This window comes from Solibacillus palustris (assembly GCF_022549215.1).
In the GTDB taxonomy this organism is placed as follows: domain Bacteria; phylum Bacillota; class Bacilli; order Bacillales_A; family Planococcaceae; genus Solibacillus; species Solibacillus daqui.
Genome location: NZ_JAKZFC010000012.1, coordinates 1 through 23,103 on the forward strand (window position 1 = coordinate 1; position 23,103 = coordinate 23,103).

22 protein-coding genes are annotated in these 23,103 nt (G+C 35.2%); 1 reads left to right on the top strand and 21 read right to left on the bottom strand.

Translation table 11 applies throughout. The features are described from left to right. Window positions 1-504: 504 nt before the first annotated feature. The 15 genes from LZ480_RS18705 to LZ480_RS18775 all read right to left on the bottom strand — a co-directional run bounded on the left by LZ480_RS18705 (window position 505) and on the right by LZ480_RS18775 (window position 13,155). Window positions 505-906 carry an NUDIX hydrolase gene (locus LZ480_RS18705; RefSeq protein ID WP_241371064.1) on the bottom strand — a complete coding sequence of 134 codons (402 nt, stop codon included), beginning with the start codon at window positions 904-906 and terminating at the stop codon, window positions 505-507. A 29-nt stretch (window positions 907-935) separates the two neighbouring features. Then, window positions 936-1,484, bottom strand: coding sequence for an AAA family ATPase (locus tag LZ480_RS18710; protein ID WP_241371065.1), 549 nt, complete (start codon window positions 1,482-1,484; stop codon window positions 936-938). Beyond that, entirely contained in the window at window positions 1,481-2,140 is a 660-nt protein-coding gene (locus LZ480_RS18715) for a hypothetical protein (protein WP_241371066.1), read from the bottom strand. Before LZ480_RS18715 ends, LZ480_RS18710 begins: the two co-directional genes overlap by 4 nt. Window positions 2,141-2,192: 52 nt before the next feature. Further along, a complete protein-coding gene (locus LZ480_RS18720; protein WP_241371067.1) occupies window positions 2,193-2,600 on the bottom strand; it encodes an NUDIX domain-containing protein in 408 nt (135 codons plus the stop codon). A gap of 141 nt (window positions 2,601-2,741) precedes the next feature. Continuing rightward, complete coding sequence (locus LZ480_RS18725) at window positions 2,742-4,163, bottom strand: HlyD family secretion protein (RefSeq protein WP_241371068.1); 1,422 nt, start codon at window positions 4,161-4,163, stop codon at window positions 2,742-2,744. Further along, entirely contained in the window at window positions 4,163-4,846 is a 684-nt protein-coding gene (locus tag LZ480_RS18730; protein WP_241371069.1) for an amino acid transporter, read from the bottom strand. The genes LZ480_RS18725 and LZ480_RS18730 overlap by 1 nt, the downstream gene beginning before the upstream one ends. Window positions 4,847-5,259: 413 nt before the next feature. Next, window positions 5,260-5,733: a GNAT family N-acetyltransferase gene (locus tag LZ480_RS18735; protein WP_241371070.1), complete on the bottom strand. Its 474-nt coding sequence runs from the start codon at window positions 5,731-5,733 to the stop codon at window positions 5,260-5,262. 118 nt (window positions 5,734-5,851) lie between these two features. After that, complete coding sequence (locus LZ480_RS18740) at window positions 5,852-6,361, bottom strand: YfiT family bacillithiol transferase (protein WP_241371071.1); 510 nt, start codon at window positions 6,359-6,361, stop codon at window positions 5,852-5,854. 230 nt (window positions 6,362-6,591) lie between these two features. Further along, window positions 6,592-7,809 (bottom strand): translocation protein TolB, encoded by a 1,218-nt coding sequence (locus tag LZ480_RS18745; protein ID WP_241371072.1) that lies wholly within the window; start codon window positions 7,807-7,809, stop codon window positions 6,592-6,594. A 192-nt stretch (window positions 7,810-8,001) separates the two neighbouring features. Further along, window positions 8,002-9,651: a DUF4179 domain-containing protein gene (locus tag LZ480_RS18750; protein WP_241371073.1), complete on the bottom strand. Its 1,650-nt coding sequence runs from the start codon at window positions 9,649-9,651 to the stop codon at window positions 8,002-8,004. Continuing rightward, window positions 9,638-10,171: an RNA polymerase sigma factor gene (locus LZ480_RS18755; protein ID WP_241371074.1), complete on the bottom strand. Its 534-nt coding sequence runs from the start codon at window positions 10,169-10,171 to the stop codon at window positions 9,638-9,640. The genes LZ480_RS18750 and LZ480_RS18755 overlap by 14 nt, the downstream gene beginning before the upstream one ends. Window positions 10,172-10,438: 267 nt before the next feature. After that, on the bottom strand, window positions 10,439-11,314 hold the full coding sequence (locus LZ480_RS18760; RefSeq protein WP_241371075.1) for an ABC transporter permease: 876 nt from the start codon (window positions 11,312-11,314) through the stop codon (window positions 10,439-10,441). 53 nt (window positions 11,315-11,367) lie between these two features. Continuing rightward, window positions 11,368-12,282, bottom strand: a complete 915-nt coding sequence (locus tag LZ480_RS18765; RefSeq protein WP_241371076.1) for an ABC transporter ATP-binding protein — start codon at window positions 12,280-12,282, stop codon at window positions 11,368-11,370. Next, a complete protein-coding gene (locus LZ480_RS18770; protein WP_241371077.1) occupies window positions 12,279-12,701 on the bottom strand; it encodes a DUF3021 domain-containing protein in 423 nt (140 codons plus the stop codon). Before LZ480_RS18770 ends, LZ480_RS18765 begins: the two co-directional genes overlap by 4 nt. A 1-nt stretch (window position 12,702) precedes the next feature. Continuing rightward, window positions 12,703-13,155: a LytTR family DNA-binding domain-containing protein gene (locus tag LZ480_RS18775; protein WP_241371078.1), complete on the bottom strand. Its 453-nt coding sequence runs from the start codon at window positions 13,153-13,155 to the stop codon at window positions 12,703-12,705. 273 nt (window positions 13,156-13,428) lie between these two features. Here LZ480_RS18775 and trpB point away from each other — a divergent pair, with 273 nt between their 5' ends. After that, entirely contained in the window at window positions 13,429-14,607 is a 1,179-nt protein-coding gene (trpB, locus tag LZ480_RS18780; protein ID WP_241371079.1) for a tryptophan synthase subunit beta, read from the top strand. A 185-nt stretch (window positions 14,608-14,792) separates the two neighbouring features. Here the strand turns inward: trpB and LZ480_RS18785 are convergent, their stop codons facing one another. From LZ480_RS18785 to fosM, 6 genes are all read right to left on the bottom strand, one after another. Then, window positions 14,793-15,815 carry an LCP family protein gene (locus LZ480_RS18785; protein WP_241371080.1) on the bottom strand — a complete coding sequence of 341 codons (1,023 nt, stop codon included), beginning with the start codon at window positions 15,813-15,815 and terminating at the stop codon, window positions 14,793-14,795. After that, window positions 15,805-16,332 (bottom strand): sigma-70 family RNA polymerase sigma factor, encoded by a 528-nt coding sequence (locus LZ480_RS18790; RefSeq protein ID WP_241371081.1) that lies wholly within the window; start codon window positions 16,330-16,332, stop codon window positions 15,805-15,807. The genes LZ480_RS18785 and LZ480_RS18790 overlap by 11 nt, the downstream gene beginning before the upstream one ends. Before the next feature lie 275 nt (window positions 16,333-16,607). Further along, a complete protein-coding gene (locus LZ480_RS18795) occupies window positions 16,608-17,117 on the bottom strand; it encodes a 4'-phosphopantetheinyl transferase family protein (RefSeq protein WP_241371082.1) in 510 nt (169 codons plus the stop codon). A 184-nt stretch (window positions 17,118-17,301) separates the two neighbouring features. After that, window positions 17,302-20,253, bottom strand: coding sequence for an amino acid adenylation domain-containing protein (locus LZ480_RS18800; protein WP_241371083.1), 2,952 nt, complete (start codon window positions 20,251-20,253; stop codon window positions 17,302-17,304). 80 nt (window positions 20,254-20,333) lie between these two features. Continuing rightward, entirely contained in the window at window positions 20,334-22,079 is a 1,746-nt protein-coding gene (locus tag LZ480_RS18805) for a methyl-accepting chemotaxis protein (RefSeq protein WP_241371084.1), read from the bottom strand. Between the two features lie 518 nt (window positions 22,080-22,597). Next, a complete protein-coding gene (gene fosM, locus LZ480_RS18810; protein ID WP_241371085.1) occupies window positions 22,598-23,020 on the bottom strand; it encodes a FosM family fosfomycin resistance protein in 423 nt (140 codons plus the stop codon). Window positions 23,021-23,103 lie beyond the last annotated feature (83 nt).

Here is a 23,103-nt window from a genome sequence, read left to right on the forward strand (position 1 = left end):
TTCATTTTTGCTTCATTCAAGAAGCTGTATTCATTAACGTTGCTTGTTCAGTTTTCAAGGTTCATGTTGTTTCGATGTCGTTTTAGCGACTTCTCTAATTTAACACTTTCAAACTCCGTTGTCAATAACTTTTTCACAAAAGTTTTTTAAGCAATTTCAGTAGTTGATTATGTTGTTTCAAGTACGTCTTAGCGACTCTTAATATATTACAATACTATTCACTGAACCGTCAACAACTTTTTCAAAAAAGTTTTTAGCTAGCTTAATATCATAACTGAAACATTTAAATATCCTGAGTTTCTACTATAAGAATATACGATTAATAAAAAAACTAGAGATGCCTTCATGAATTGTAAATTACATCCGCTTTATCTGGTTGGTTATTAAATTGTAATTCGGTTTCAGCTTGTACAGATGTTCATTTTCCGCAAAAATTTAAAATTAGTAGCTCACAATAACCAATTTAATTAATAGATTTATAATAACCGCGCTAGGTTTTTAAAATTATAATTCATTCACTAGTAATTGCATAATTACCTTTTGATCTTCATTGTAATCATGCTGAATTTGAGCAATTTCATCATAACCCTTCCATGCAATTTCTACAATTGTTTGATCAGGATCGTGATAGGTGATTTCACCGTCAATAATTTCACACAGAAAATATTGCGTCGTAACTTTATAGTTCTCGATAATCGTCTTTTTTATATGCAACGGTTGAATGATTCGAGCCTTATAGCCGGTTTCCTCCCAAATTTCACGAATACACGCTTGCCAGGCGCTCTCACCTTGTTCAACGCCACCAGAGGGAACACCCCAGCTGTTTGTATCCTTTCCACGCACCATAAGTACTTTGTTTTCTTTTATAATAATGGCTGAAGCACCGTTCCAAATTTTATAATCCATTTGTTTGTCCTTTCTCACTTTGATAAAAACTATTTTATTTGAGGCGTGTTCAACTGCTGGATTTCATTCAATATGAAATTAATAATTGTCTCCACACTTACATTCTCTGTATCAATCTCTGGGCCAAAGTTATTTTTCTCATAGGCCTCTAAACATTTATCAGTTTGATGGAAGCACCAATTGCCCTCCTGCTCCCCACGCTCCTTAAGTCTTTTATGAATTGTTTCCTTACTGGCTGTTAAACAAAAATGATAGGTTTGTTCGTCTATGCTTTTGAGGCCGTTATAAATATACTCAAAATACTCTGGCTTTCGGATGGTCATGGGTACAATTAAATGCAGCTGATAGTGCTCAACTAAACGCTTTGCCATCTCTACTGTTAGCTCTTTCCATAGTATAAAATCCTGAAAGTCTCCCGTCGTTGCTTCTGCACGCTTAATATCATTTGGGAGAACATGTCTCAGCATTCCCCCAACCATTTCAGGGTCATAAATCATACTGTTCGCCAATTTTTCGTGCAGTGCCTGTGCAGTAGTTGTTTTCCCAACACCAAAAGCGCCGTTTATCATAATAATCATGTATTTAGCTCCTTTTTCATTAAATATAGTTCACTTACAATAGCATCTATTAACGAATCTAATGGGTTTATAATCCCCACGCCTACTTTTTTCGACGCATTTACCATCGATAACTGGGCTACTGAAATGATCATTTCTTCTTTATTCATCGTATTTATATATTCATAAATTGCCTCATCATATTGTGACTTGTGGCCCTCCATGATTAAGTCAAACGTATTTTCAATGACTTTTACTTCTACATCAATATTTTTTTGATGATCGTGCGCATATTGATGAAGACGTGCCAACGTACCCTTTACTGTTGCAGGGTTTGTAAATAGCATAACTTGTGGTCTTTGGATATTACAGATGCATTCAAAGTACGGTTCATCGATTTTCATAATTGGGATAGATACCATATGTTCTTGTAAAATAGCAATATAATTCGTACACGTAATTAAAATCGCATCGACACGACAGTTAGCAATCCATTCTAATTGCTCATTCACCTTATGTTTAGCGTCTTCAACTGTGAATGCTCTATTTGTAGTAACTTGATGCATTAATGCTGGGTCAACAAAATGCATGAGCTCCACGTCATATGAGGAAAGAGCATTTTCGATATAGGCAATATTGGAATGATGTGCATGTAAGCAGGCTAATGTTTTTTTCATTTAATTTCCGACCTCATAAAATATATCGTAATGATTTTTTTATTGCCCAAACTTAATGTCCATGAACTAGTTTTGTCATTGCTTGCATGGGATCTAGCCAAATTAGGGAATGATCTTCCTCCAAAGGTCCGCTAATATCTTTATCTTTCTCGCATAAATAAAAATGTCCTTCATTCAAATAATGTTTCGCATCATTAACTGAATAAAAATACTGCTGCGCACACCCTAAGTAATGTAGCACTTCAACATTCATTCCAATCTCCTCACGTGCTTCTCTTTGTAGACACCTGACATGGTCCTCTCCATATTCGATACCACCGCCCGGAAGAAAACAATGCTCGGAATTCACGATAACAATCGCAATTCTTTCTTTTTTCTTATCAAATACTACGGAATAGACAGCATCTCTTTTTACATAGCGTTCATTTGCCTTCTTTTCGCCAAATACAGAAATTGTCATGGTTGTCCCCCTTTAAATTCCTTTCTTAATAGAGCTAGCCTTTTCTTCATTATCGGAAATTATTGGAATTTATTTAATTTCACTACTTGCCAATACACCAAAAAGGCAAAGAGCCCCCTCAGCTCTTTGCCTTTTTCATGTTTATTTCAACCAATATTTTAAAATTAATCGCCAATCACTTTCAATATGACTTAATTCAAATGATTGAAGTGGATATGGTAAAAATGTTGGTGCGGATAGGTTGCGGGTTGTTCCATCTAAAAAAATCGGATACAATTCATCCGGTCCTGAAATAACCGCTACATCTATCAGTTCTTCTTTTACCACTTTTGGCTTTGATTCAGCCTTTAAATTTACTGTCTGAATGCGTGGTGTTGTAGGTTGTTCCGTTTCTTCAAGTTCCTCGCTACCCTTCGAATCCATCGTTAGTGCCTCATGTTGATTTAACCTTGATTTATAGACAAAGTATTTTTCAACAGGCTGTAGCAATGTATTACCATTTCCATCAAGCATATAAATATACTGCGCTTTGTCGTCATCCTCATTTTCGATTTGAACAAGCCATTCGTTATCTACACCCAAGCTATGTGGTTCTTCGTTAACTGATATATCTGCGTTAGCTAATGTCCCTATAGGCGTATCGGATATATCCTCACTTAATTGGATACTTACCTCATATACCGTTTCGTTAACATTTATTTTTTCGTGCTTTTTCATTTCTTGAAAGACAATGGACTCAAGAGCTGGAATTTGTTGCTTTTCAATTACACTTCCATCTATCGTTAATTCATTATCTTGCCCTTTGAATAATGTTATTTTAGCCATTTGATCGATTTCGACTTCTTGCCATTGCTTTGGTGTTACATAAGTAACTAGCTTCTTATCAGTAGATTGTATATTGAAGATAATCGAATCTCCTTCTAACACAATCTCCTTCACGATACCGTCAACAGGAGACGTTAACATATTATTTTCACTCAATTGGGTAATACGACTAGACAATAATTCCATTTGTCGCTCTGTTTCAGCTATAGCACGTTGAATAATCGCAATACCCTCGACTGTTGGTGTACCTTGTTCAATCCCTAATTCAATCGATAAAGTAAGATTCAAGATGTCTTCAACACGCGTCGTATTCGAATCGATTGCAGAAGTTGAATCCGTCTCTGTACTAACTATTTCTAGCTGCGAAACAACACTTTTTAACTCTTCTAACTCGGTTTCATAGGCAGCAAGGTCCGATTCTAGTCGAGCAATTTCTTTTTCCGTTTCTTCTAACTTGAAGAGCACCAATTCGCCAAGCACATCTACCGTTTGTCCTTCCGTTACGAGTACCTCATCAACCGCTTGAACAGGTGCTGCGATAAATTGCTCATTGCTTGAAGTTACAATAGCGTCTGTTGAGAGAATTTTCTCATGATCTTTCGTTACTGCAAAGTGTGCATCATTAATATAGTATTTCTTTAAAATAATGTCGTTCTCTCTCAATAGTAGATAAGCATTCACTAATACTAATATCGCAATAATTGCGCCTGTGATTTTCACTTTTTTCGACACATACATTACTTACCTAGCCACCCTTCGATCCATGTAGCCATTGGTAGAATGCTAATAAGGGCCACAATTGCTGCTATTATAACTTGAAGAAGAATTAGTTTAATAAGTAGTACTTTTTTGCGATTTTCCCATTGTGCTAAAAATGTATATTGAATCCATACAGTTACAACGGACGCAACAGTGATCTGATTAAGAAAATAAAGCAAATAATCCTGATAATATACATACGATACCATTGGAGCAACTGAGAAAAATGTAAACGGCGTCGCAAAACCAACCGCTGCAAAAATAATAACCGTAATAAGCTTTTCAACAATAATAATAGGAATCACATAAAGCTGTACCTTTTGAATCCAATGATATGGAATATTACTCGTAAAAGCATATAAAATGCCTGGAATAAAATAATAATAGAATAGGAAATATAGTAACCCTGTCAAAATAGCGCCTATTAATGATATAAGCCGCGCAAAACGGTACTGGTCATAGTCGCCATTTACGAGCAAATACGTCAGTTCCGTTGTGTTCATACCCCAAATATCACGTACAATAAAATATGCAAGGGTAAACCCTAAAATAATCGTTACCCACTTTATGTAACCTTTTAACTTCCCGTTCTCGCTATTTTCTAAACTATGTGCAAGGCGAGAAGGTTGGGAAAGCTGTTGCCAGTAATGAAACTCACTCATATTCTCACCTCGATTTTAGATTTAACCCCAATACTAGATTTCTATAACTTTAGGAGTTTTTATTTTATCGCTATTCTATTAAATACGTTTTCTATTATACACTCTTTTTTAATCTTATTTGTTCCAAGTGAATATTTAAATATTTTTACTAGTTCTATAGTAAATAAGGCGAGCTCGAGTGATAAATTCTCTTTATGCATTCTACGATTAACCCTACAAATTCATAGAATAAAGAGGCTAGGACACAACTCTTTTTTTGAATAATGGTGAAAAAATATTAATATTACGCCTAATCAGATTGAATTCCCACTCGTAAAGCAAAAAAATGTTAGACCAATTATATCTTGGTCTAACATCTTCCCTTTTTACCCCAGTCTATTTGTTTTTAGATTGTATGTGACAAACTAAAATAATCAATCTTTTTTAACCATCGTCATAAACTCCGTACCACCCGTGCTGAAGTTTTTTTCTGCAACAAAACCTAGCTTTTTATATAAATGAATAGCTCTTTCATTAAACGTTGCTACCGTTAATCGGATTGTAGGGTTATTAGGTTGCTGTCGAATAAATTGAATAACATGCGTACAAAATTCAAAACCATTCCCTTTACCTACTAGGGTCGGATTCATACCAACCCCCATATCTACTAAATCTTCAGCGTACACACCATACTGATTACCTGCAGGGACTTTAGCATTGGCTCCAATACAAAAGAAGCCAATTAACGCATCGCTGCCTTCAACAATCGCATAATATGAACCGTCGAGCATTTCTTTCATCGCATCCTCTGTTTGTTCATTATTGTAAAAATCGTACGGCTTATCGTATTGCCAACCCAAAATATCAGTAGCCATCGCTTCATTCATCTGTCGCACAAACAATTGCATTTTGTTCACCTCATGAATTCTCAAATTTTAATAAAAGTAATCCCCCTCCAATAATACAGTAATTTCCTTAAAAGTAAAAAAACGAAACAGGCTGTTTGCGCTGCTTCGTTACCAAATGTTATTTAGCTAATGCGTATTTAATATGCGCCAAGTGGTGTTCCTCATGCCACGCGAGTTTGGCTACCTTTGTTACGACTTTAATTTCACCGTTCACTTGATGCGTGAACACACGATTTAATTGCTCTTCTGTTAAATGCTCTCCCAATTCAACAATGCGTTCGTTAATGCCCTCTAGCATTTTTATCGAGCTTTCTACTGGAAGTTTTGTATCTGGTTGAATCGCCCACTGTTCTTCATCAAAAGCTGGTACAGTTGGATTATTATCTGTTAACGCCAGCTTTAAGCGTTGGTACATATTGAGCTGTGAATCAGCAATATGATGCACCAACTGACGCACATTCCAGCTACCATCCCGATACGTTTTGTTTAAATCATCTTCACTTAAACCATCTACCGTTTCACGTAAGCGCTGTGTATAAGTCTTGGTTTGTTTTAACCATTCTTGAACATTTTTAAGCGTTACATGTTCAGGCACTAGCAATTGACCAATTGGGTATTTTACGTCCATTTACATCTTCCTTCCTTTTTGTATTCAAGTTAACTATATCGAATTGGATTCATTAATGCATGTTTTTAATCCAACTATTCAACGTTGCGAAAAGAGGCCCGGACAATCTTTAATTATAAATATCACCATATTAAGGTATTGCATGTTAATCTATACCGACATCTTTAACTGCATAAAAAAAGGAACTGTAATTACAGCTCCTTTTTAAATAGAATACTTAGATGTATTAATTAATTTGTATCAAAAAAAGTTGGTGCAGCATCTACATTTTTTAACCATCGTTGTTCTAGACCATCCATTCTATCTTTAATCCATACATCTCCCTTGTTTTCTTTTTCAGATGTTCGAAACCAAGTAATCGTTGAACCAACCACTTGAGGAGAATTGTCTAGTTGATTGTTCTCCGGAAAGGTCAGCTGCTTTTGTTCACCTGTATGAATATTTATCACGTATAGCGCTGTAAACATCGTAGGTACTGGGCCCTCGTTCCACTTTTTGTTTTCTTTTGCCCGAGCAACAATTATTTCATTCGCAGAAAGCCATTCCAAGTCAAGGTCAACATATCCTTTTGGTGTGTATTCTTTAGGTTTATTTAATGTAGGAATATCGGCAACAGCTGTATTTTTGTTTTCGACGTAAAATCTTCCTTCACCCGATATGAATGCTAATTGATTTTTCGTAGGAGCCCACTTGATCCAATTTCCCCTCTCAAGCATTTTCCCTATTACTTGAAAGTTGTCTCCTGCTGATGAAAGTACAGATAGCGTATTACTATCAGCAGACCAAGACGCAGTAGGAATTAATAAAAAGCTAACCCAACTACCATCAGGACTCCATTTAAAATATTCTGCATCAATCGCAAATAAGTCAGTTGTATTTGTTTGAACAGTATAAAAAGGCTTTATCTTATTTGTATCAAGATTAGCATCTACGGGCACTTTAAAAAGACGAACAGGTTCCCAACCAGTAGGAAGCAAATTGGATTGCGATGAAACAATAAACTCTTTTCCATTTGGGAACCATTCAAAATCACTAACACCCAGAGATACATTTTCAAAACCTTGTGGTCGCCCATTTTTTGTTTGTGTAACGTTTAGGACACCACCTGAAGTGTAAGCTAGTTGATTGGATGTTGGAGACCATTTATAATTACTTGTTTCAATTGAAATATAGGGCAAATAGCTTTCCTTTTTCTTTACATCATAAATAAACAAATTGGTGTTCTCGCCATTTTTGTCACCTGCTGTATACGCAATAAATTGACCATCTTTTGACCACTGCGGATTGGAAACATACGTACCTTTTGTAAGTTGCGTTTCTTTATTGCCCTCTTTCATCCAAAGCTGATGATCCCTTATAAAAGCGGCTTTAAGTGGAACTGCAGCAGAGGCAACTGTTGAAAAACTAAAGCCCATAAATAGTAGGAATAAAAAAATCCTAATTACCATTCATCACACCTCCTACTTATAAGGTGTCCTTACGAAAAATATATATCCGTAAATTGAAAATAGCAGTAGTTGGTACGATCTATGATTTCCCATAAAGGGTAACATCCACTTTTTCATACTTCGCCATTACATTATCTTCATGTAGCAATAGAGTGAACACCACCTAGTTCCAAACTGCATCGCGAAGCCATATTATTTTCCAGCCTTAAGCGGAACTCGTAGTATATCATCGTGATCATGGGTTCCATAATTCGAAATGAAAATGTCGAGCTCGGTCTTGTCGAAATTCTCATACACGTCCATTCTTTTATTATTCTCACTGCCAAATATCCCCTGAATAGCAGGCATTCCATAATGCCGCTCTTTTCCGTCCAGATAATAAGTTTGAACAACTCCACCGAATATTGTGTCTGAACTTAAAGATTCCACATAGAGGTTATTATCCTTCATATAATAAGTCCATGAAATCGGATATCCCGCAATGTGTGTTGTTAAGCTTTGAGGTTCCGCTGATATATCCGTCAAACGTATCGGATTGTTGTCTCCTTCAGCTTCATTAATACGGTGCTTAGCGATAAACGTCATAGGTTGCTTCGCTAAGGACATCGCATCAATCCCAGTAATTTCAAAGTGTAGTTCCATCTCGTTAGGACCCAGCCTTTTACCTGGCATATACCCAGTTAACAGAGTTCCCCCTATATCCAGTTGATAATCTGTGTAAGGGAAAGTGTAATATTTACCTCTACCTTCAATGATGAGACGAACTTGAGTTGGTGTTACCGTCATCTCGCGAATTTTTCTTTCCATCGGGTCATCGACCAGTGGAATATTTAATACTTCCTTAAATGATGCATTTTTCAGTTGTTTCTTTTCTAAATTTAAATTTAAGTTCCAAATACCGTTAGTAGTTTCTAGTGTATGATTATAAGTTAACTGAAATTTAGTATTCTCTGCACGTAAGCTGTCCGTTTTAAATACTTGCTGGCTTAAGTATTGTCCTGTTGCTCCAGGGGTTCCAAAAGTCGAAGTTTCAGCTTTTTTAATCGGTTGATTCATGTCATCAATTACTTCAATACGGGCCCAGCTTTCACTTGCCATTTTAGTATCTGTAAACGTAACAGATGATCGAAGTAGTGTTTTTTCTCCAGGTTGCTCAAAAGCTTGCACTGTCACACTGTCAATTCCATCCTGCTGAATTTGGAAAACTTGTGTATCAGAATTGTTAGGATTGTAATCAATTGGCTTGTTCGCAACACCGATAAATTGAATATTTTCCATAACAAACTCAACATTGGCAGCCTGTCCTTTTACTATCCAGTCCGTTTCAAAATATCCTTGGAACACACCAAGTTCATTGTTCCACTGGTGCCCATAATTCCCTTCGATTAATTTGCCATTTTGATCTTTCAATCCAACTTGTTCAAAATTAATATCTTTTCCACTCCATGACGCGTTAGGTTTTAGACTATACAATAAAAACGTTCGATTATCATCTATATACGCCGTATGCACGGTTAGCGTAACATCGTTCTTTGTAATGGATTGCTCAATTGTTTGTCCAAATCCTTGTTCTAATGCGGTCTGAATACCTTCTCTATAGGAAAGAATGTTGGACCAGTCATAAGTTAGTGCTCCATAAACAGGTGTTGCCAATAATGCAACGGTTAAACCCGCTACTAAAGCAAATCGTTTTCGTCTTCGAGGAACAATTACAACTGGTTTGCCTCCATTCGTTTTCAATTCGTCCTGCTGAATATCGTTCCACATTTGATCAAAATCTGGATAAGATAAATTATCCGAGTTCTTCATTTCATTTTTAATCTTCTTTTCAAAGCGTTCCAAATTGATTCTCCCCCTTCAACCATGAGTTGTTATTGGATTCAAGCTTTTTGCGCAAAATTTTCAATGCCTTATGAAGCCTCGACTTCACTGTGCCCACAGGTATTTTTAAGATTTCAGCAATTTCCACCATCGACAGCTCGCCAATATAGCGGAGGGTAACAACTGCCATCAACTTATCAGGAAGCTGCTTCAACAGTTCCTCCCATTCCGCCGCAACTGTTTTTTCCAATAGGATAGTGTCTATCGACTTAACCGAGGCCGTAGTTTGTTCATGGGACCATTGAATCTGCTCCTGCTTTTCACGTTGGGTTTGATTCCTTTTTAGTAAATTTAAGCAATGATTCATCGCGATGCGCATAATCCATGCCCGTGTATGCTCAACATCTTTCCAATCTTGGCGAAAAATTGTGACAAACACGTCATGGCAAATATCCTCTGCATCTTGTTTGTTCCGCAGCATGTAATAGCAGGTGCGGTATACATCTTTGTTGTATGCATCGAATAATTCTCTTTCGGTCAATTCGAGGCACCCCTTTCTTCACGTTATACTTTATAAACAAATGACTCTCGGAAAAGGTTCACTTATTTTAGATATTGAAAAACATTGCAGATGGGAGTCATTATTTATTGATACGGGAGTACTTTTTGTAAACTTTATTATCTATGTAAAAGCAATCAATTTGAAACATCTTATTCTTCCAGTTCCCCTCATTATTTGGATAACTTGTTACATACAAAATAAGACCACCCATCGCCGAGCAGCCTTATTTTGTATATATAGTCATTTCTATTTATTTCTCTTTTTAAATATAAGTATGGATAACGCTGCAAATACAATTGTTGTTCCTACTATAATAAGCAAGCTTGTAGTAGAGGCTAGTAAATTGCCATTCATTTTATACACGATGCCATAGTTTATTTTATAAGCCTCTATCTGTTCATTTGAAGCCCCAGCAAAAACCGTTTGAATTGAGTTTTGCATAAATGCCTCGCGTAAAAGAACGGTCGTATGACTGATTGGAAAATACATAATCAGGTTTTGTGCAAATCCAGGCAATACCCCAAAAGGAACATACACACCACAGAGAAATCCTATTACTGTTCCAACGATTGTAGTTAATGTAGAATATGCATTTTGTGAGTGAACAAATAATACGAGAAACATATTCAATGTACTTGCCAATAAGACCGATAAAATTAATATCCCTATCACTTTCACCATTTCTGTAATATTTAATAGCTGACCACCTGTTGCAACAATAAAAATTTCGCATGCTATAAAAGCAATGAATGAAAAGATAAATCCGATGAAAAAAGCATTTAATACATAGCTAAGTTGAATTTTTGCTCTAGAAATAGGTGCCGTTAAAAAATCGGCTGCTGATTTAGATTCAAGATCCTGTATCGCTATGCCAAATGCGCCAAGTGTCGTTGTCACCGCAATCATTGATAATAGACCCGCAACTAACCATTCATTTACCATTGTTATTGTTTCTGGAGTAGCTTTTGTCACCTGTTCAATTGCATCAACTTGCATCTTTTGTAGAAAGATACCGTATAAGGCAATTACAATGATGATAGATAATAATGAAAAGAATACTTGTGTTTTATCTCTTCGAAACATTTTATTATTCCGAGCTACTAAACTAATTAATGCTTCCATTAAACCGCATCTCCTTCATGCATAATATGTGACATCCGCCAGGGGCTTTATCTTCATACAGCGTTTGGACGCTGAATGGAGATAAACACGTCGTCCATTGTGCCTTTAATCACCTCAAATGATGTAATCAATGATTCCATTTGCTTTAATAATGCTAAAGCATGCATGGTAGAAGTAACTCGAATCGAATAAACACCATTTCGCACAGTAAAGGTTAATCCATTTTGTTGTAGCCATTTTTCACCTTCTGCTATACTTTGAAAAACAACTTCTAGCTGGTCATAGGCATATTTCGTTTTTAATGCATCAGGAGTCCCTTCAGCAACAATTTCTCCATTTTTTATAATAACAATCTGATTTGCAACGGCTGCTTCCTCCATATAATGCGTTGTTAAAAATACCGTCATATTTGTCTCCTGCTGCAATTTTTTAATGGCCTGCCAAACAAATTGACGCGTTTGAGGGTCTAACCCAGTAGTTGGCTCATCTAAAAACAATATTTGTGGGCGATGAATTAATGCTCTTGCAATATCCGCTCGTCTCTTTTGACCACCTGATAGTGCACTATATTTTCTCTGCTCAATGTCATCTAACTGTAAATAGGTCGAAACAAATTGATAGTTTTGCTGTAGTTGAATTTTCGATAAACCATACATTTTTCCCCGATGTAATATATTTTCATGAACAGTTAATTTATCATCTAACAAGCTTTGTTGAAAAACAACACCAATAGACTTTCGAATATTCGCCTGATTATTTTCATCTACATCATAGCCATTAATACAAACTGAACCACTTGTTTTTTCTAATAATGTACATAGAATTTCAATTGTAGTAGATTTACCCGCACCATTTGTCCCTAAAAAAGCAAAGAGCGTACCTTCGTCAACAGTAAAAGAAATACCTTTTACAGCTTTATGTTGACCATACGTCTTCTGCAAATTTTTCACTTGTATAATATTTTTCATTTCAGTTCACCACGTCTCTTTTTAATTGTTTTATTCAATTCATCTACATCTTTTTTCATTATGTTTTTCATAATCCACCACGTACCACAATAAATGACAAAAGTAGAGACCAACACAATTATAATTGTCGACACATTCGATACATCATACCAATCCCCTAAATAGCCTGCCGTGAATACACAGACTAAAATCCCTAAAATATGTAGCAACAACTGCCCTAAAAATGGTATTCGTTCAACTTCAAAAATTTGTGAAATAATGCTAATCGCTATTCCCAATCCTATCGCAATAATGACTTCCTTTAATAATTCCTGCCCATTCATTACTTCATTTGACGTAAAAACGACCGATGACATAATGATATAAGAGCAGCTTAGCGAAATGAGTATACTAATGATTAGAGTACGAAGAAATCGCATGTTAGTACCCCCTTCCAATTCCTAGTTGCGTTTTTAGTTCTTTTAAATATTTCCTACTTATGTGTACAGAAACCCCATTATCTAAAAGAACTTGAGTAGTCCCAATCGTCGCTAATTGAATTGAAGCAATTTTATTTAGATTAATAAGTGTCGATTTATTCACCCGAACAAAATCCTTTGCAAATTGTATTTCAAGCTCATACAATTTCCTTTTCGCCTCAAACTCCTGCTCATCTGTTTGTAAATAGACTTTTGGGCCCTCTGCATATATTGAATAAATTTCATCAATCTTGAGCATATGGATTTCTTGATTTAAATAACCATAAATCATCTTTGAAACCTGTGTCGATTGTAATTGCTTCATCAATTGTTCAATTTGATCATTGTACTCTTTTGCATGAATATGAATTTCAGTTTCTTGAAGCGCTTGATTAATTACCAAGTGAATTTTCACCCAAATATCCCCCTAATAACATAACTTTACCATATCAAAATCCAAACAATATTAATTCGTCGATAAGAGGTTACTTAAACACGATAGGTGGTATCTCCTCCCTATTTTTTGTCCAAATTATGAATAGCCTTCACTCCCCATCCTTTTCCACAATAAAAACATAATGATACGTAAAATTAAATTCTAACTATTTCTAATTTTCATAACATATTAGTTCCATTCATGTAATACAATTACAATATATCGTTCAGTTGAAAAGGAGACTAGATTAGTATGAGTTTAGAACAAAAAGTAGAGTTGCAAGAAGGGTTTTTCGGGGAGTTTGGTGGTAGTTTCGTGCCTCCAGCATTACAAAATGTATTAAATGACTTAGCGGAGCAGTTTAATCGTTATAAAGAAGACGAGGAATTTATTGCGGAATACAAGCATTACCTGAAAGAATTTGTAGGTCGAGAAAATCCACTGACGTATGCCAGCAATTTAACAGACAAATTAGGTGGCGCAAAAATTTATTTAAAACGGGAGGATCTGAATCATACAGGTGCTCATAAAATCAATAATGTAATTGGACAAATTTTACTCGCAAAACGTATGGGGGCTACTCGTATTATTGCAGAGACAGGGGCGGGCCAACACGGCGTTGCAACTGCGACTGCATGTGCATTATTCGGCATCCCTTGTACGATTTACATGGGGAAATTAGATACAGAAAGACAAGCCTTAAACGTATTCCGTATGGAGTTATTAGGGGCAAAAGTAGTAGCGGTCAACAAAGGGCAAGGTCGTTTAAAAGATGCCGTTGATGAGGCCTTAAACGATTTAGTAGAAAACTATGAAAATACGTTTTATTTAATGGGTTCAGTAGTGGGACCACATCCATTCCCAACGATGGTGAAGCATTTCCAAGCCATCATCAGTGAAGAATCAAAACGCCAAATTCTCGAAAAGGAAGGCAAGTTGCCAACAGCTGTGATTGCATGTGTAGGTGGCGGAAGTAATGCCATTGGTGCGTTTGCCCATTATATTGATGAACAATCTGTCCGTTTAATAGGCGTAGAGCCAGCGGAAGCCCCTTCATTAACACAAGGTGTTCCGGCAGTCATTCATGGCTTTAAATGTTTAACGCTTTTAGATGAAGAAGGGAAACCTCAGCCAACGTATTCCATTGCAGCAGGTTTAGATTATCCTGGGGTTGGTCCTGAACATTCCCATTTAAAAGTAAGCGACCGCGCTGAATACGTAACGGTAACAGGTGCTGAAACACTCGCCGCTTTCCAAGAACTTTCTCAAAGCGAAGGGATCATTCCAGCACTTGAGAGCGCACATGCCATTGCACATGCGTTGAAATTAGCACCGACATTATCGAAAGAAGACATCCTGATCGTCAACTTATCGGGACGCGGTGATAAAGACGTTGAACAAGTTTTTGAAATGCTTTCTGAACAAAAATAAAGAGAATTGAACTGAATTAGATGGTTCCGATATTCTGTCGGAGCCATTTTTTGGGTTTCATTGCTTTCATAATGGATTGTAATATACTATGTATCGTTCACAAATCCATAACCTAAAAAATCACCTCAAATACTATTAAAGAGGTGATTTTTATTATATACAATCCGTAAATTATCATTTCCTATTTATTTAAATGTAGTTAACTCCTTTGACACAGAATTTAAAAAATCTTCCTCAAACCGATAGATAAATTTACCTGTTGTACTGCTTAATGGTATGTGATCTGCTATCATTCCATCACTTAAAGAAACCGATTTTATAGAATTAAATTTTAATTGATTATCAATCAACGAATCTAGCGACACATTTGCTTCTATTTGAGTAAACAGTTCTTTTAATTGTGTTGGTGGAATTTGGCTCTTTGTTTTATTCATAACAGCATTCATTAGATTTAATAGGTCTTCTTCATCTAAGCCGACTCCCTCTTTCACTGTAGCAGCCATCATTAAGGCCACAACTTCCTCGCCATTCAAACGATGCTGTCCTTTTTCGAAGTCAAAGGCCACTTGTGATACCGCTCTTACTCGCATATCTTCCGGCAAATCATAATCGATCCCATTCACCGAATCAATTAGCGTTGAAAAAGTTTCTAAATCGATAACGGCATAATAATCAATTGGTAAATCTAAGAATCTTGAAACGGTTGTTCTTACATTTTCTGCACCACCAAAATTATAAGCAAATAATAATTTATCGTATACAGTAGTCCCATCATCGTTATCCGCTACCGGCACATACGAGGCATTAGGGAGCGATGCAACTTTCATTATCTTTTTATCTTTACTATAAGTAAGTAAAAGATTTAAATAAATTCGATCATCCATCTCCTTCGACTTCACCGTGATTAAAGTGGTGTAGTATCCAGCTTCCTTAACTACTGGGTCATTTACAACAGTTGTGTTAGATTCTTCATTAAAGTTTCCAGGAAGTATCGATGGAAGATACAAAAACATACACAAGCCTACTGCCAATAAAGAAACTATAAGGGGAGCAAACTTTTTAAAAGAAACAATAGATTTCTTTTTTAATTGAGGATTCGCATCTAGTTCACGAAGTTGTTCAAATACTTTATGACGATCTTCTTTCGTAAATTGTAGTTCTTGGTCCGACGTATTATAAAATTTATCTCTTAATCGTTTATCTTCCATTAAATTCTGCCTCCTTTATCACCGACTCTAACCTTTGTTTTGCTCTTCTTAATCTAGTTTTCACTGTATTAAATGGAATATCTAAAACGTGGGCAATTTCTTCTGTCGATAATGAATCATAGTAGTATAGATAAACCACCTCCCTATACACTTTTGGAAGAGAAAATAGAGCATCTTTTAGTTCTTCTTTTTTGTATTTATCGATAACGGTTTTTTCTGTTGATGGTAATATTGACTTTGCTGTTTCATTTAGAAAACCTTTTACCTGTACCATTTTGTAATTCCAACTTTTTAAATAATCTTTACATTCGTTAATTGTTATACGATAGAGCCATGTTTTTATTTGTGCGTCATATCGAAACGATTCAAGATTTTTATAGCATTTGATAAATGTATTTTGTACCATATCCTTAGCAGTCTCCGTATCTTTCACATATGAAAATGCCAATCGTACCAACTCGTTACCATATTCAATCATCATTTTTTCTAATATAAAATCTTTTTCTTCTCTGTCCAATCTACTCCCCCCTTTCAACCTAGTTCAAATTCGGCTATTAGACGATTGTCGAATCATAATAGGTTCAATTTCCAAAAAATATTTATTTTAACGAAGATTTTCTTCTAATCAGCATTTAATATTTCATTAATTTTTAATAATATTTCGTAAAAAATTGTTCATACAATTATAACTAAAATACAAAACCTGTATCCTAGATTAACAAGTAATCATAGATACAGGTATATTTTTTATAATTATTCCACTAACAATAGCGTTTAACCGGTCAATTTTTTTTATAAAACTACACTCGTATACAATTTCAAATTCACCGACCTATACTCACTACACACACTAATAGAAAGGTCGTTAAATGAGAAGGAAATGACATTGTATTCATTGGCATAGCTATTTAAGTCAGACATATTATCGTTAATACCCTCACCTGTAAATTTTAAAATAGCTTCTTTCCTCGTCCAAATTTCAGAAAATAAAGTACCCCTGTTCAATTTATCTTTTTCTTGTTCATGTAATATCCAACCGTATAATGACTCGTCATAAGGTATATTATTAGCCTCTACATCTATTCCAATATGCCCTATTTCGCTAAAAGCAATTACCAAAAAACGATCTGTATGCCCCCAATTTATAAATTTATCTTCATTTACAATGTAAGGTTTACCCCGTGCATCTTTTTTGATTTGAATCCTGTCAAACATACGTTCAATAATATTTGTAGCCCAATTTTCTTTAGGTTCATTAAAATTAATTTTACTTTTCCAATCTTCAATAATGTATATCTCCATTTACACTTTTCCCCTTAATAAAAAAGGGCTTGTCCGAAAATTAATTTCTGGACAAGCCCTTTGCACCGACGATGGTGAGAATTTATTCTTACCACCGCAGAAGCACCGCCACAGCGGATGATTAACACATAAGTGGAACACTGTCCTAAAAGTAAATACTTTTTGGACAGCCCCTTACTTCTTGTTATGCCATGACTGCTTCTTTAATAAAACCAACTGAAATCGCATGGTTAATTAATTTACCAATGTACTCTGTATCAAGTGCAGGAATGTTAGCAAGTTCTAGCACTTTCATTGTATTAGTACTATCATATACTGCATTAGAATCGTTAGCGCCATCACCATCTAACTGTGCAACCGCTAAGTTCTTCACTTCTTCGCTTACCCCTTCACTTAGGATGTATGAGTTATAAGCATCTCGTTCTACCAATGTAATATCAAAACCTAGCTCGTTTAACTCTGCAATTAGTTTTTCAAAAGTAATAGGGTTAGGATGACTCACATGATACACACGTTGTGGGTTATCCGTTTTCAGTACAGACTTTACTACTACCTCACTAGCAAAATCAATTGGTGTGAAATCTACTTTCCATAAAACATTCGGTGCTTTATTACCAAGGATCATGAGCTTTAACATACGATAAAATGCGTTAGCATCAATATTACTTTGGAATTTACCATCACAATAACGCCCCACTAAATTACCCATGCGGTAAACAAAGACTTGTTTGCCTTCTTTTACTTTATCTAGTACCCACTTTTCAGCAATCATTTTTGTATCCGTGTATACACTTTCTACAGATAAGCCGTCTGGCATTTCTGTAGTACCTTCAAGTAAACTCCATTTACCTTCTGCCAATAAATCTTCTACTACCCCAACAGTTGAGATATGGTGGAATACGATTTTAGGGTTCACTTCTACTAATTCAAAGATGTTTTGCGTACCTTGTACATTGATTTTTTCAAAGTGTTCTCTATCACCAAAATGGCGCACATCAGCAGCACTATGAATAATTGCATCAATGCTTAGAGCTAACTCGTTAAATTCTTCTTCTTTTAACCCTAAGTATTTTTCAGTTAAGTTACCGTTAACGACTTCAATCTGTGACGACACTTCTTTATTGAAGAAGTATTGAACTGTATCGTTTACACGTTGGTTTGCATTGTCACCACGTACTACCAATACTACTCTTTTACCTTCTTCTACTAGTTTATTCGCAATGTGACTACCTAGGAAACCAGTAGCGCCAGTTACAAGTACAGTTTCAACGGTAGGTAATACCTCATTGACATGCATTTTAGGGAATTCTGTAAGCTGCGTAAATTCCTTTTTAAACTCTTGTACCGCTAGCTTAGAATCCGCCTTTACTTTTTCAGCTAGATTTTCTATTGTCTTCAATTCAAAGAAATCCTTAATTGATAACGTACTGTACGTTACCTTCAACTTAGATAAAATAGCGATGATTTTTAAAGAGTGACCCCCAATGTCGAATAAATCGTCCGTTACCCCGATGTCCTCTAATCCTAAAACAGCTTTCCATGCTTCAAGTATATCTGCTTCTACTTCATTACGAGGTGCTACAATAATATCAGATTTATGCATGACTACTTGATCCGCTTCTAATTGTTCTAATTTTTTGCGGTCTGCCTTACCAGTAGGTGCAAAAGGAATATCTTCAATCTGTTTAAGCTTTGTTGGAATCATATAGCTAGGTAATGTTTCTTTTAAATTCTCGACGATATGATGGAATGGTAATTCAACATCAGCAGTGAAGAATCCTTTTAAAGTCTTTTCACCGTCAATGACCTCAACCACTACTACTGCATCATTCACTTCAGCTATCTCGTTCATACGCGTTTCAATCTCGGCAATTTCAATACGATGCCCACGGATTTTTACTTGCGTGTCTTTACGTGATACAAATTCAATATTTCCATCTGCTAAACGTTTTACTAAATCTCCTGATTTATAAAGCATACCGCCATGGATATTTTCATCAAAAGGATTCTTGATAAATTCTGAATCTGTTTTTTCTTTATTGTTCAGGTAGCCTAAAGAAATACCTTCCGAAGCAATCCATAACTCCCCTACTTCATCAGTAGCACAAATATTACCTTCTTCATTTACTACATAAAGCTTCGTCCCTGGCAAATCATTACCAATCGGAACACTGAATACAGACTCGTCTAAATTGTTTGGTACTTCATAACATGTAACAATAGCTGTCGTTTCTGTTGGTCCATATAGATTGAAGAAACGAATTTCCTCACCGATGCTAGATTTGAATTTACGTGCTAAATCACCTGTTAATAACTCTCCTGCAACCCCTACAATTTTTACGTTTTTAAATGTGTTTAATTTTCGCTCGTTTACATAGTTTACGATGCGGTTGAAAAATACGGTTGGAATCGCAGGAATAATTGAAATGCCCTCCCGTTGAATTACTGATAGGAAACCTTCCTCCGACATACGTTCAGAATCATCAATTAAGTATAATGTTGCCCCGCTATATAGAGATGCAAACGTATCTAAAATTGAAGCGTCGAAGCTGTATGTAGCAAATTGCATAATAATATCTTCATTTGTAATGCACCAATCTTTTAACATATATTCCATAAGATTGATTACCCCACGTTGGCGAATTAACGTGCCTTTAGGGTTTCCAGTAGTACCTGAAGTGTAAATAACATATGCTAAATCATCAATAGCATCGTCAGTAAATTCGATGTCTACCTTTTCTAAAGTTTTTAGGTTCTCCATTAATAAGACATTGGTATTTCCAGCTACTAAATCTGTAATATTGTCTAAAAGACTCTCACTTGTAATTACATTAGTGGATTTCGTGTCATTAATAATGTATTTATTTCGTTCTACTGGGTGCGTAGGGTCAAGTGGCACATACACACCGCCAGCTTTAATAATACCTAAAATTGAAATGACTGTTTCCATACTACGCTTTAAATAGATACTAACAAACTCACCCTTTTGCAAACCTTTTTCCTTTAGATAGTTAGCAATTTTATTTGATTCTTCATTTAGCTCGTTATATGTAATTGTTTTCTTACCTTCTTTAATCGCTACGCACTCACCGAAGCGAGCTACTACTCCATTAAACTCTTTTAAAATTGTATTCATAATAAAACTCCTATGACTGTTGTGTATGTAATTATGTATTAATACAAGGGGATGCTTTTGATAATCCCCCTGTACGTTTATTATTTATTAAATTTGCTAACTTCTTCCTCTAACTGCTCAGAAGTGTCTGTTAATTGTTTTGACATATTACCGATTGTCCCCAGAGTTGCTTGTTGATTTTCTACGTTTTCAACAATAGCCTCATAGCCACCTAAAATTTCTTTAGCACTAGATGACAAGGTTACAATCATAGCTGTTGTTTCCTCTACGCCTGCTGATATTTCTTCTGACGAACTTGATACATTTTGTAATTTTGCTGAGATATCCGTATTAAAGTTAAGAATTTTATTAAACATTTCACTTGTTTCTTGTGTTAATAATCTGCCTGTTGAAACTTCATTCTGAATACCAGACATAACTGTTTCGGCTTCTTTTACAGAAGCGCGTACTCTATTGACTAATTCACGAATATCTTCTGTCGACTGTGCGGATTGTTCAGAAAGCTTTTTAACCTCTTGAGCGACTACTGCAAATCCTTTTCCATGCTCTCCCGCTCTTGCTGCTTCTATACTTGCGTTTAATGCAAGTAAGTTCGTATTGCTTGAAATTGAATTAATAACTGTTAGAATTGTTCCAATTTCATCTGACAGTTGTACTAAATTTTCGATCGTTCTATTTGATTCTTCAACATCATTTTTAATAGATACCATTTGGTCTGATACTTTTTCTGTTAGTACTTTACCATTTTCAGTATAAGAAATAACTTCTTCTGAATATTTGTATACATCCGCTACATTTGAAGCGATTTCCTGTACTTGTTTTGACATGTCTTCCATTGAATATGCCGCTTCCTCAATAGAAGTTTCCTGTCCACTTAAAGTAATCTTCATATTATTTACTGAATCCGTGATCTTTTCAGATGATTCGTAAGTTGCATTAAATGTATTGTCTAATTCTTCAGCTCCTGTTTTTAAAGTAGATGCTGAATTACTAACCCCTTTTACCATATGAATCAACGAGTTGATCATGTTGTTGAAGCTTGCATTTACAGTTCCTAATTCGTCTTTACTTTCTGGTAAGTCAGATTTCAACTCGCCATTACTAGCTTTATTAATGCCAACCAATAGGTACTGCAATGGTTTTAATTGCTGTTTAACAATAAAGTATTGAGCTACAATGACTAGAATAAGTAGTACCGATAACACAATAAGGGACATTTTTAATAAATCTATTTGACCTTTACCGATACTAGATGCATCTACATCAATTGCATAATAAGCAAATAATTCATTATTACTATCAAGGATAGGATACATAAATGTTAACCACGTACCAAAATCATCTTTATAAATTTCAGTGAATTGAGGTTCTTTTGTTTCTTTTAACTTCGTTAGACCGTCTACTACTAAGCCTGGTTGTTCGTACATATCACCGACAACCATACCTTCAGAACTAAACGCTTCCCATAATTCTGTGTCAAAAGCAATTAAAGAGGTTTCATTTCCCTTGTCCCCACCTAGTTCAGTTCCGAAAATGTAACCGTGTGATACTGATGGATTATATTCACTCATTTTATCGAACATATCTGTATATTCCATATGAGTTTTACCTTTAATATCAGTATCTTCAGCTAATTCCTCAATTACTGCACCGTCCATTTGCTCATACCAAGATTCTGATATAGCTTTTGTTTGGCTACGCAATTGCTCTTTCAAAAGACTACCTTGAATGAAATAGCTAACTCCTATTAGAAATAAACTTATCAGTACAATTCCCGAAACAGTTGACATCATACTTTTCTTAAAAAACGTCATATTTTTAAACATAAATTTCTCCTAAAAATTATATTGTAATATTACGTTATAGTATCAAGTTGTTATATAATTTGTTGCTTTACTTCCTATAAAACTATTTATTTTCCCTCCCTAAAAACAACTCCAAATAACGCTAACAACTTTAAACTATACCATTAAACCTATTATTTCCCAAGTGAATATAGTCATTTGGGTTGTTCTTAAAAAATCATTACTTTTTTAAAAGTAGGTAAAAATAATCAATTTATTGTTAATTTACAATTAAGTAAATTCCGCATATCCACCTAGGATTATTAAGCAAACTTTGTTTTACATAATGGAACTCACTAGTATCGCATAAATAACGCTTGAATTTTCCTATATTTCAAAAAATATAAACACCTAAGCAGGGAGTAAAGCGTGAGAATCTTCAACACAAGAATTTAGCAACAGAACAAAAAAACCAATCTCTGTGTGAGGAGATTGGTTTTTAAATAATGTTCGCTCAAAGTTGGGCTGCAAACGTGCTTTTAGATATTGAAGAAATCCACCTAATCGAAAAACTCCATATGTGTTTTGTCACCTTTATAGTAATCTAATCTATCTTGTAATGTACCTGTATGAAATTCAAATTTATGTCCATCTAGGTCCGTAAAATAAATGGACTTTTTATCCCTTTCATCTCTCTGACGACTTGACAAGATATTTACATTTAATTTCTTTAATTTATCGTACATTTTATTAAAATCTTCTTCTTTAATTGAAAACGCGATATGTGTGTAGGATTGGTGTATTTCATTACGGGGTATACCTCGCTCTACATTCAGAGCAAACCACATTCCATATACATCGAAGTAAGCCGTTTTCTTACCCTTTACTAATAATTTTGCGTCAAATACATTTTGATAAAACTCAATAGAATTTTCTAAATCAGAAACAGAAAATAAAAAATGATTAAGCCCTTTGATTGACATCTTTCCACCTCAATAAAATTTCATCCTTATTTATAATATAAATCTCTGCACTCCTGCATGGAAATAGCAATTTTTCGGTTCCT